The sequence below is a fragment of the Oceanobacillus profundus genome (assembly GCF_003515705.1).
In the GTDB taxonomy this organism is placed as follows: domain Bacteria; phylum Bacillota; class Bacilli; order Bacillales; family Amphibacillaceae; genus Oceanobacillus; species Oceanobacillus profundus.
Genome location: NZ_QWEH01000011.1, coordinates 141,884 through 153,433, shown reverse-complemented (window position 1 = coordinate 153,433; position 11,550 = coordinate 141,884). Strand labels below are relative to the sequence as shown.

The window sequence follows — 11,550 nt, the reverse complement described above, 5'->3', positions numbered from 1 at the left end:
TACACCGCCATGAACAGAAATCAAACAGTAGATAATAAAAATAATCCAAAGCAAAATGGTTCCGATCATCAAAAACCGATGATCGGAACCATTTTTCAGTAATTTAGGCTAGTTATGTCTCAGCCTCTTTATTTTATAATAAGGATTTATTAGCGCTTAGGGGCTCTATAACCAGCATTTTCGGCGTCGGTAGTTGAGCAAAACCATTGTGCTACATTTTTTGTTTGATTGTAGTATGTACTTCCTGGGACATGATAAATTCCACTGTTACTACCTTTAATATCACAGCTGTCTGTTTCTGATTCCTCTGAGTAGTCATTGGAAGTCGTAGAGCTGCTTGATGCTTGAGCTGAATTAGAGCTAGTACTATTATTATTATTCTCGCTTGATTTAGCCCCACTAGTACTTTTATTTTGGGTACTAGCGCTGCTCGTAGGACTTGCTTCTTTTTCTTCTAATTTTTTCTTTAATGATGCTTTTTCATCCTTCAGTTGTTCGATATTCTCCGCAAGTAATTCGTTTTCTTCTTCAACAGATTTATAATCTTCCTTTAGCTCTTTCTTTTTCTTTTGTAGCGATTCATAATTCTTTTGTAATTTTTCATGTTCATTTTCTATAGTGGTAATTTCCTCGTTTAGTGCAATTATTGTACTTTCAAGGTCAGCAAATTCATCCTGTAAATTAGAATTACTTTCCTCTAATTCTGAGATATTTGCAGTTAATTTTTCGTTTTTCTCTAACTCTTCATCTAAGTTTTGTTGAACGGTCGCTTCAGAATCACCTATAGTAATGACTATAAATGCTAAAAATGCAAAGATCCCTAAAATTGAGTAAACTACCTTCTTCCATACCTTTTTATCCTTCGATCGAAACCATAAATAACCCATCACTGCCAAAAATAAAAGTGCAATAAATGCTTCTATCAACCGAAACCATCCTTTTGAAATGGATATATAGAACTATATATTTCCCAAAAAAATTACATATAGTGCATTATATGTAATCTTTGTTCTATTAAAATTTAATGTATGACTAAAGCATAAACATATGAAATTAGTTTTTGGTAAATTAGATTGCTAAAAAAATGAAATATTGAGAAACTAAAGACTGGAAAATATTATTTCTTAACTTCAGTATAGCTGTTTATATAAAAAAAGGAAGTAATATCATTACATAGAAATACAAAAAAGACCTAATCCCATCGATTAGGTCTTTCACTTTCCTCTCAACCACTCAATCAACCATTAACTTGTTGCTCAGCAACCCCATAAGATTTCTGCTTAATCATACCATGTGGGTCGATAACGAATTTACGAGATACACCACCGTCAAATGCTTTATAACCATCTGGAGCTTCACCGATGGAAATAACCGTTGCATTAACCGCTTTGGCAATTTGTGCTCTGCCACTTAAAATTGCTTTCATTAAATCACGATTATATCGCATAACTGGAGTTTGTCCAGTTACAAATGTATGTGCCTTTGCAAATCCAAGTCCGAAGCGGATCTTTAATGTTCCTTCTTTTGCATCGTTATCAGCTGCCCCTGGATCCCCAGTTACATATAGTCCTGGAATTCCTAAGCGCCCTCCAGCTCTAGTTACACCCATAATTGAGTTTAATACAGTAGCAGGAGCTTCGCCGGCGTCTTTTCCGTGACCACTTGCTTCAAAGCCTACCGCATCAACTGCACAGTCTACTTCAGGCGTACCAAGAATTTGCTCGATTTGCTCACCGAGATCATCATGCTCACGTAAGTTTACGGTTTCACAGCCGAAGCTTCTTGCTTGTTCGAGTCGTTCTTCATTTAAATCGCCAACGATAACAGCAGAAGCACCTAATAATTGTGCGGAGTGTGCAGCGGCTAAGCCTACAGGACCTGCACCGGCAACATATACCGTTGATCCGGTTTTGACACCTGCACTAACTGCACCGTGATATCCGGTAGGGAAAATATCGGATAGCATCGTTAAATCAAGAATCTTCTCTAACGCTTGATCGCGGTCAGGGAATTTTAATAATTGGAAATCCGCATAAGGGACCATAACATATTCTGATTGACCGCCGACCCAGCCGCCCATATCAACATAGCCATAAGCCGACCCAGGACGATCAGGGTTAACATTCGTACAAATATGTGTATCCTGCTGCTTACAATTTTGACAGCGTCCGCAGGCAATGTTAAATGGAACAGATACGATGTCTCCTTTTTGGATAAATTCCACATCACTTCCAACCTCGATCACTTCACCTGTAATTTCATGCCCAAGAACTAAACCGCTTGGAGCAGTAGTACGACCTCTTACCATATGTTGGTCACTACCGCAGATATTAGTGGAAATTACCTTTAAAATGACCCCATGATTACATTTTCTTCCTACGTTTAAAGGATTAACGCCTGGGCCATCACGAAGTATTAGATCAGGATACCCAATATCCCGCACTTCTACTTCTCCAGCTTTAACATATACAACTGCTTTGTTACTCATACTACCACTCCTTATAAAATGATATTAGAGATGCTTGTCTATGAAAGCGCTTGATTCTAATGTTCAATATAACATCAAATCGTATTGGTTTCAATAATAATTGAAATATTTTAATTATTTTACATAGTCTTAAACTATTGTTCGATACAATCACACAGACTAATAGTTTTAGAACAAAAGACTTATTAATGTTGAAGAGTAGAATTTCAAGTTATTGAGTAAGTAAAATAAGAAGTTTCGTATCATATATATTTTCAAGGGCAAGTAATTGACTAAAATTTACTTACATGATAAATTTGGGTTAAAATTTCAAAAATTAAAATATATTAAAAATTAATCATGGCTTTCTATTTAGTTAGCCAAGCTAATAAGGTATATTATGTAAGCCTTTCCATGCAGTTGTTTTATAGTATTGGCAACCTTATATCATAATCATATTTAGGAGGATGTGTATGGGAAAAGTTAAAAATCGCTGGTTAATTGCTGCATCTGCAGTAGGGGTTCACATCTCAATTGGCTCTGCCTATGCTTGGAGTGTTTTTACTAACCCTATGGTGGCTCAATATGGATGGGAAACAACGGAAATATCGCTTGCTTTTAGTATTGCTATTTTTATGCTTGGTTTTTCTGCTGCCTTTATGGGAAGGTTTGTGGAAAAGCAAGGACCAAAGAAGTCTGCCATGCTTGCTGCGATATTTTTTAGTGTTGGTGTAGCTGGATCTGGGTTAGCAACAGCTTTTGAGTCCTTATTTTTATTGTATGTATTTTATGGTGTAATTGGTGGAATCGGTTTAGGAATTGGTTATATTGCTCCTGTATCAACATTAGTAAAATGGTTTCCTGATCGCCGAGGCCTCGCTACTGGATTAGCAATTATGGGATTTGGTTTTGCAGCACTTTTAAGTGGACCAGCAGCTGCAGCTCTGATTGATATGGTCGGTATTTCCAATACTTTCTATGTGCTTGGTGCAGTTTATTTTATTGTGATGATACTTGCAGCACAATATTTATCTCCACCACCAGAGGGGTGGGCACCAAAGGGATTTAAAGAAAGCGGGCAGAATGGTACGCGTAAAATTAAAGCGGATCTATCACAGCTGACAGCAAATGAGGCAATTAAAACACGTCGTTTCTGGATGCTTTGGTGCATGCTTTTCTTAAATGTTACTTGTGGAATTGCGGTCATTGCTGTAGCTTCGCCGATGGCACAGGATATAGCTGGGATGACACCGATAGCTGCAGCTGCAATGGTTGGAATAATGGGGTTATTTAATGGTGGCGGAAGACTGGGCTGGGCATCATTATCCGATTATATTGGAAGGCCGAATGTATATACGACTTTTTTTGTCCTCCAAATTATCGCGTTTTTCATGCTGCCCTTCGCGTCGAATGGAATTGTTTTTCAAATCCTTATTTTTACGATATTAACTTGTTATGGTGGAGGGTTTGCATCAATACCAGCTTATATTGGTGATCTCTTTGGAACCAAACAGCTTGGAGCGATTCATGGATATATTTTAACTGCATGGGCGGTTGCTGGGGTAGTTGGTCCAATTCTACTATCCTTAATCTACGACTCTACGAATAGTTATAATTTAACGATGATGATTTTTGGTATCTTATTTATCATCGCATTTGCTATTTCTATCTGGATCCGGGCAGATATTAATCGTTTACGAAATGCACAACAAGCTACAAATCAAAAGCTTGGTGTAGCTGTAACAAAGTAAGCTGAATGTACATTAATAAAAGAAAACTGGAGGGATAAATGTTGGGAGAAACAAAGCACACAGGGCCTATCAAGCTACCGAAAAAGCCTGATCCAGCACTATGGGCAAGTAAGGTTCCGTTCGGTTTAGGAAAAATTAAGCCACATCATATCCGTGATACGATGAAGGTTGTTTGGGAGAATAAAGATAATTTACCATACGCTACGAGAATTCTTACACAAGGTGTATGTGACGGTTGCGCATTGGGTGTCTCTGGACTTTATGATCAAACATTAACAGGTCCGCATGTATGTACAACACGATTAAATGTCCTTCGTTTAAATACGATGTCTGCGATTGAAGAGCGTGTATTAAATATGGATATAGAAGATTTACGAAAAATGAGCAGTACGGAGTTGCGGAAGCTCGGTCGAATTCCTTATCCACTTATTCGTAAGGCAGGAGAGAGAAAGTTTAGTCGTATTTCTTGGAATGATGCACTGGGTAAAATCGCGGCCAAAATGAGAGAGCTTGACCCGAAACGTTATGCATTTTATACAACTTCACGAGGGATTACGAATGAAGTTTACTATACGGTTGGCAAGGTTGCACGTTTTTTAGGTACAAATAATATCGACAATGCATCGAGAATCTGTCATTCTCCTTCGAAAACGGCACTAAATCGCTCGATCGGAGTCGGCGCATCTACTTGTAATTATAAGGATTGGATTGGAACGGATGTCCTGATTTTCTGGGGATCTGTTGCCGCTAACAATCAACCAGTTTCAACGAAGTATATGTATGCAGCAAAACGCAAAGGCACGAAAATCATTATTATTAATCCATACCACGAGCCAGCGATGGATAATTATTGGGTACCATCGATTGCAGAGTCCGCATTATTCGGAACAAAAATAGCGGATGATGTGTACCAAGTGAATATTGGTGGTGATATTGCCTTTATGCATGGCATCATGAAGCATTGGTTTGAAATGGAAGAGATGGAGCATGGATCAGCAATCGATCATGATTTCGTTTCCCAGCATGCAAATGGGCTTGAGGAATTACGAGAAAAGGTCACTGCTTATGATTGGGATCAGCTTGTCACATCATCAGGTATCCAGAAGCATCGGATGATTGAACTAGCGGAACTGCTTGCGAAATCGAAATCAGCTGTCTTTGTATGGTCAATGGGGCTAACGCAACATCGATTTGGCACAGATAATATCTCCCAAGTTGCAAACCTAGCATTACTTAGAGGGTTTTTAGGAAGAGAACATTGCGGATTAATGCCAATCCGTGGTCATTCTGGTGTACAAGGATCTGGAGAAATGGGAGCAGACCCGTTCGTACTACCTGGTGGCGGAATGGAAAAGGGAAATAGAGAACGGGTAGAAAAGGTTTGGGGATTTGATATTCCAGAGTGGCAAGGAGATATCGTTGGGGTATCGTTAGAAAATGCGGTCTTGCCTGAGGAACATGAACGTAAATTAGATCTTTACTATTTATCTGGTGGTAATTTCTTAGAAACAATGCCAGATCCTGATTTTGTCAAGCAATGTTTGGAAAATATAGATATTCGTGTGCACCAGGATATTATTTTTAATACGTCAACATTTGCTGATGCGAGAGAAGCTGTGATTGTTTTACCTGCGATGACAAGATATGAGCAGCCTGGTGGTGGTACTTCTACCTCTACAGAACGAATGGTATATTATTCACCGGAAATTAAGGGACCACGTATTGAGGAAGCGCGGATGGAATGGGAAATATACGTTGATCTTGCTAAACGGGTAAAACCTGATCAGCAGCATTTAATTGATTTTAATACAGCGGATGAAATACGTGCAGAAATTGCCAAGGCAGCACCAAACTATGAAGGGATTCAGCATCTGAAAAATCGGGGTGATGTGTTTCAGTGGGGAGGGGCATGGCTTTGTGAAGGTGGAGTATGTCCGACACCAGATGGAAAAGGAAACTTGATAACTGTAGAATTGCCAGAGCTTCGCAAGCCTGAAGGACATTTTTATGTCACAACACGTCGTGGCAAACAGTTTAATTCGATGATCTATGGAGAAAAAGATCCGTTTAATGATGCGGATCGATATGATGTATTAATGAATGAAGCAGATGGGACAGAGATCGGCATAAAAGAAGGCGATGCAATTGTTGTATACAATCAGCACGGAACATTCCATGGCCGTGCAAAATTTGTAGCGGTCAAACGAGGAAATATTGAAGCACATTGGCCAGAAGGAAACATGCTTATTCCAAAGGGTGTTTATGAAGAATTTGCGGGAATTCCAGAATATAATGCAGCCGCAATCGTTGAAAAGGCGGAAACATATTTTGCTCAAAAAGATACAAAATATGTGGAAAAAAGAGTAGAAGAGCTTGAAGTAGATATTAGCTAGGGGGGCTAAGATGACTGATGTGAAAGAGGATGGCTGGGAAATAATCCGATTTAATGGGCATTCCCAGTCCATTTTACATGAAGAGGTTGCAATCGAAGCACCGCTCACGATTAGGATTAATGGAAGTGAATTTGCAACGATTGTATGTTCACCGTCCAATCAAAGTGATCTAGTCATCGGCTTTCTTGCCTCAGAAGGGGTAATTCGGTTTAAGGATGAAATAAGGCGAATCTCAATAGACGAGAAACTCGGCTTTGCTTATGTGGATCTGTATAAACAGATCGATCCTTCTCAAATTGACCACTCGAAACGCTTTATCGGTTCTTGCTGCGGGAAAAGCCGACAGTTTTATTTTAAAAGTGATGTAAAAACGGCCAAAACGATAACGAGCAAGCTATCAATAACAGTCGATCAATGCTTTCAGTTAATGAAAGAACTGCAAACGAATTCGGAGCAATTTATTCGTACAGGCGGTGTCCATAATGCAGCACTTGCTACTTGCGAAGGAATACTTACGATAAGGACCGATATCGGACGCCATAATGCATTGGATAAAATATATGGGCATATTATTCATGAAAAAATAAGAGTGGCAGATAAACTTATCGTTTTTAGTGGTCGGATTTCATCGGAAGTATTGCTGAAAATATCTAAAATAGGTGTTGGCATTCTCCTTTCTAAATCTGCACCGACAGATTTGGGGTTGCAGCTAGCAGCTGATCTAGGCATTACGACGATTGGCTTTGCCAGAGGAAATAAAATGAATGTATATACACATCCAGAACGGATAATCAATACAGCAATGAATGCACCATGAAAAGAGATTGTGAATCAGCACTCCATATAACTTATTTTGCATGTATAATAATAAAATACTGCTATCATTACAATTAGCCCCATGTGTTCAAAGAACACATGGGGCTAATTGTAATTGATATTATAGTTGATCTAAGATTTTAAATAACATATAAATTGGGAAATGATCTATTATTATTACTATTTTTAGAGCGGTTTAAATTAAGTCTATAAGTATGTATAATGGATGTCGTGACTAAATTTGGTTATATTTTTCAGAAAATTATTCATTTAAATTTAATAGGAGGATTACTTTATGGCAAAAGGAAAGAAGGGATTTTTTCAGCGTTTCTTGGATTTTGTTGAAGCGTCCGGAAATAAACTTCCGCATCCAGTAACATTATTTGCTATTTTAGCTCTGATTGTATTACTGTTATCAGCAGCCTTCCAACCATTGGGAATAAGTGTAGAACATCCTGGAGAAGAAGGAACAACTGTTGAAATCAAGAATTTACTAAGTGCGGAAGGCATCCAATATATATTTTCAAGTTTGACGGATAACTTTATTGGTTTCGCTCCACTAGGTGTTGTTCTCGTAACGATGCTTGGTATCGGTGTTGCCGAACGGACAGGCTTGATAAGTGCATTATTACGTGGATTTGTATTATCCGTACCAAAGCGGTTTATTACACTGGGGCTAGTCTTTGCCGGTATCATGTCAAGTGTAGCATCTGATGCTGGCTATGTTGTACTGCCACCACTTGGTGCAATGATTTTTGCGGCACTTGGCAGACACCCGCTAGCTGGACTTGCAGCAGCATTTGCTGGTGTTTCAGGTGGATTTAGTGCGAATCTATTATTATCAGGTACGGACGTACTGCTTGGTGAGTTGACGATTGCGGGAGCAGCAATAATTGACCCGGCGTATGCAGAAACCATGAATATTGCAATGAATTGGTTTTTCATCGCAGCATCTGTATTTGTGTTGACGTTTATCGGAGCTTGGGTAACCGAGCGAATTGTTGAACCTCGACTTGGAGCATATAATGGGGATCAGAAGGAAAAACTGGACGGGCTTCAATCGATTGAGAAGAAAGGACTTATCTGGTCTGGTGTTGCGGTGTTTGTCGCTTTAGTACTGGCATTACTGCTTGTGTTGCCGCCAAATGCGCCATTGCGTGGCACAGAAGGAGATTTGATGGCACAAATTATCCAATCACCATTTATGAGTTCATTAGTTCCAATTATCGCGATTCTATTTTTTGTTCCTGGACTTGTTTATGGTATTGTTACGAAATCAATTCGAAACGATAAAGATGTTGCAGCGCAAATGTCCGATACGATGGCTTCCATGGGAATGTTTATTGTACTGGCCTTTACTGCAGGTCAATTTGTTGCATTCTTTAACGAGTCGAATATGGGACTAGTTCTCGGAGTATACGGTGCAGAATTTTTGGATAGTGTTAACCTAACTGGAATACCATTAATTGTTACATTTATTCTCATCACAGCGGTCATAAACATATTTATTGGAAGTGCCACTGCAAAATGGGCAATGATGGCTCCAATCTTTGTGCCAATTATGATGCAGATGGGCTATTCCCCGGAACTGACACAAATGGCATACCGGATTGCAGATTCGTCAACAAACATTATTTCACCGTTAATGACGTACTTTGCAATAATTATTGCATTTGCCCAGAAGTATGATAAGAAAATGGGGATTGGGACATTAGTATCGGTTATGGTACCATACTCTATGTTCTTCTTAATTGGCTGGACAATCATGCTAATTATATGGTTCCTGTTCGGAATTCCGCTTGGACCTGGTGGACCGCTTCACTATTAATGAATATTGAAAAGCATCGCCCTTTGTAGCGATGCTTTTGTTTTATGCAGAAAATTATACTATTTCATCTTCCGCTTATTTTTAGTTGTTATTGTAAACATCCAATGCTGCCTGCAACGCTTTGCCAACTTGAATAGGAGCATTGTGACGGATCAATACTGCTTCTAATCCTGCTAATGCAAACAGAACATTTTCTTTCCGGCAGCTATAACCCATTGTGCCAATTCGCCAGATTTTTCCTTGTAGAGGACCAAATGAACTTGCAATTTCAATTGTAAATTCATCAAGCAGCATTTTCCGTACGGATTCACCATCAATTCCTTCTGGTATTGTGACACAGGTAACTACGGGGAGTTTGGAGTCAATATTCCCATATATATCTAATCCCATTGCTTCAATACCAGCTATTAGAGCCTGTTCGTGATGCTTGTGACGAGCAAAACGTTCTTCTAATCCTTCTTCAAGTACAATCCGAAGTCCTTCATGAAGAGCATAAATCATAGAAGTTGCTTCTGTATGGTGATTTAAGCGTCTCGGACCCCAGTAATCTTGAAGCATACTGACGTCAAAGTAATTGCTTTTTATAAAAGGATTGCTTCCAAGATTTTGTCTGTCATCTTCTGTTTCAATCCCTTTTTCAACTTTCTTTCTGGCTTGAATTACTTTTTCAATTCTATCATTATACGTAATTGGTGCCATCCCAGACGGAACAGATAAGCATTTTTGTGTACCGCCAACGATACCATCAATAAACCATTCATCTACTTTTACAGGAGTACCCCCGATGGATGCAACAGCATCAACGACAAACAGTATATCTTGTTCTCTGCAAGCTTTCCCAATTTCTTCTAAAGGCTGCATTTGACCTGTTGATGTTTCACCATGCACGATTGCTGTAATTTTCGGTTTTACTTTTTTCATTTCTTTGATTACTGCTTCTGGGTCAAAAACTTCTCCCCATTCACATTCCATCGTGTGAACCTCTGCACCGTATCGTTCGCAAATCTCATTTAATAAATAACCAAATCTTCCATATATCGGAATGAAAACTTTATCTCCTGGTTCAATAATACTGCAAAGCAGCGCTTCAGCACCTGATCTTGACGTTCCATCAATCGGGAAAGCCCATTTATTTTTTGTCTGAAAAAGTTCTCGAAGCATGTTCATTACACGATCCATGATTTCAGTAAAAGCTGGATCAAACTGACCTAGTATAGGAGTAGCCATTGCCCGAAGCACACGTGGCTCAGCTTCTACCGGCCCTGGAGTCATAATCGTTCTAGCTGGTGTGTTTAGTTCTGTGTACATAGTTGAATTTCTCCTTTTTATCGATTAATTTATAAAAGATTCAGTTTTTATAAATTTACTGGATATATTAACTAGACTAACTAGTGTGGAATGGAGGATGTAAAATATGAAATGTTAAGCTATTGTTTAAATTAATTAACGATTCTAATATTGTACTAAAAATTTGATGATATATCATTAAGCATTCTGCACTATTTATTATGTTTAATTTTGTGCAAAACGAACAACTTCTATTATTTGATTAAGGGAAAGATATATTTTGATGCCTGTAAAAGAGAAGAATAAAAAACCATCCATGTGGTGCTTCATTGGATGGTTTGTGTAAAAGTTAGCGGAAGATAGGTTCAAAGGTTGTAAGAGAAGATGAATGCAACAGATTGATTAGAGCTGGCTAGACCAATTAGTAGTTAATTCACCTATTAAATACAATGGAAAAAAAACCTCCACGCTGTTTCTCCTTTTTCTTCTTATCTTGCATATCACGCATCGTTTCTAACAAGCGAAAGTCTCGGGTTCGAATATTTTCCTCTACATTGTTTTGTCGATCTAGCAGCTCCATTAGTTCGTGATAGTATGTGGTCTGCTGCTGTCGTAACTCCTGCAGTTCTTTCATGATTGCTTTGTTAAGCTGTCGCTGTTCATCCAGTGCAACAGCTAATTGTTTTAACCCTTCGTAAACTTGTGGCTGAAAAGATGGAATGTTTGCAGTTGTATTGTCCGAAGTGGTTGCACTGTTTTCTATTAATGCTTGTTCGATAATGCTAATTGGTTCGTTTGCTTCTTTCAGATGGGCGATTAATTGAAAAAGTGCTAATGCGCTAGCTTCATATCTTGTAGTTCTTCCTTGAGTACCCTGAACAGTCGGAAGGTATGGTTTAAATTGATTTCGCCATTCTTGTACGGTTGTCCGTGGACGGCCGAGTTGTTTTGCAATCTCAGTTAAACTGTAGCTGTGTTGGAAGTTTTCAGTAGCCATATTGCACTCTC

8 protein-coding genes are annotated in these 11,550 nt (G+C 38.8%); 4 read left to right on the top strand and 4 right to left on the bottom strand.

Annotated elements, in window-relative coordinates; translation table 11 throughout:
- Positions 1-149: 149 nt before the first annotated feature.
- Positions 150-926, bottom strand: coding sequence for a sunset domain-containing protein (locus tag D1B32_RS15730; RefSeq protein ID WP_118889845.1), 777 nt, complete (start codon positions 924-926; stop codon positions 150-152).
- Positions 927-1,237: 311 nt separating this feature from the next.
- Complete coding sequence (gene fdhA / locus D1B32_RS15725; RefSeq protein ID WP_095313229.1) at positions 1,238-2,488, bottom strand: formaldehyde dehydrogenase, glutathione-independent; 1,251 nt, start codon at positions 2,486-2,488, stop codon at positions 1,238-1,240.
- Positions 2,489-2,940: 452 nt separating this feature from the next.
- Here fdhA and D1B32_RS15720 point away from each other — a divergent pair, with 452 nt between their 5' ends.
- The 4 genes from D1B32_RS15720 to D1B32_RS15705 all read left to right on the top strand — a co-directional run bounded on the left by D1B32_RS15720 (position 2,941) and on the right by D1B32_RS15705 (position 9,255).
- Positions 2,941-4,218: an L-lactate MFS transporter gene (locus D1B32_RS15720; protein ID WP_095313227.1), complete on the top strand. Its 1,278-nt coding sequence runs from the start codon at positions 2,941-2,943 to the stop codon at positions 4,216-4,218.
- A gap of 41 nt (positions 4,219-4,259) precedes the next feature.
- Positions 4,260-6,611 (top strand): FdhF/YdeP family oxidoreductase, encoded by a 2,352-nt coding sequence (locus D1B32_RS15715; protein ID WP_118889855.1) that lies wholly within the window; start codon positions 4,260-4,262, stop codon positions 6,609-6,611.
- Positions 6,612-6,621: 10 nt separating this feature from the next.
- Entirely contained in the window at positions 6,622-7,428 is an 807-nt protein-coding gene (fdhD, locus tag D1B32_RS15710) for a formate dehydrogenase accessory sulfurtransferase FdhD (protein ID WP_118889844.1), read from the top strand.
- A 294-nt stretch (positions 7,429-7,722) separates the two neighbouring features.
- On the top strand, positions 7,723-9,255 hold the full coding sequence (locus tag D1B32_RS15705) for an AbgT family transporter (protein ID WP_118889843.1): 1,533 nt from the start codon (positions 7,723-7,725) through the stop codon (positions 9,253-9,255).
- A gap of 81 nt (positions 9,256-9,336) precedes the next feature.
- Here the strand turns inward: D1B32_RS15705 and D1B32_RS15700 are convergent, their stop codons facing one another.
- Both D1B32_RS15700 and D1B32_RS15695 read right to left on the bottom strand, forming a co-directional pair.
- Positions 9,337-10,563 (bottom strand): (S)-ureidoglycine--glyoxylate transaminase, encoded by a 1,227-nt coding sequence (locus D1B32_RS15700; RefSeq protein ID WP_118889842.1) that lies wholly within the window; start codon positions 10,561-10,563, stop codon positions 9,337-9,339.
- Between the two features lie 412 nt (positions 10,564-10,975).
- A complete protein-coding gene (locus tag D1B32_RS15695) occupies positions 10,976-11,539 on the bottom strand; it encodes a MerR family transcriptional regulator (protein WP_118889841.1) in 564 nt (187 codons plus the stop codon).
- Between the last annotated feature and the right edge of the window lie 11 nt (positions 11,540-11,550).

Excerpts from the sequence above, each read along its gene's own strand:
- fdhA (WP_095313229.1), bottom strand. The coding sequence starts at position 2,488 with ATGAGTAACAAAGCAGTTGTATATGTTAAAGCTGGAGAAGTAGAAGTG.
- D1B32_RS15720 (WP_095313227.1), top strand. The coding sequence starts at position 2,941 with ATGGGAAAAGTTAAAAATCGCTGGTTAATTGCTGCATCTGCAGTAGGG.
- fdhD (WP_118889844.1), top strand. The coding sequence starts at position 6,622 with ATGACTGATGTGAAAGAGGATGGCTGGGAAATAATCCGATTTAATGGG.
- D1B32_RS15705 (WP_118889843.1), top strand. The coding sequence starts at position 7,723 with ATGGCAAAAGGAAAGAAGGGATTTTTTCAGCGTTTCTTGGATTTTGTT.
- D1B32_RS15700 (WP_118889842.1), bottom strand. The coding sequence starts at position 10,563 with ATGTACACAGAACTAAACACACCAGCTAGAACGATTATGACTCCAGGG.
- D1B32_RS15695 (WP_118889841.1), bottom strand. The coding sequence starts at position 11,539 with ATGGCTACTGAAAACTTCCAACACAGCTACAGTTTAACTGAGATTGCA.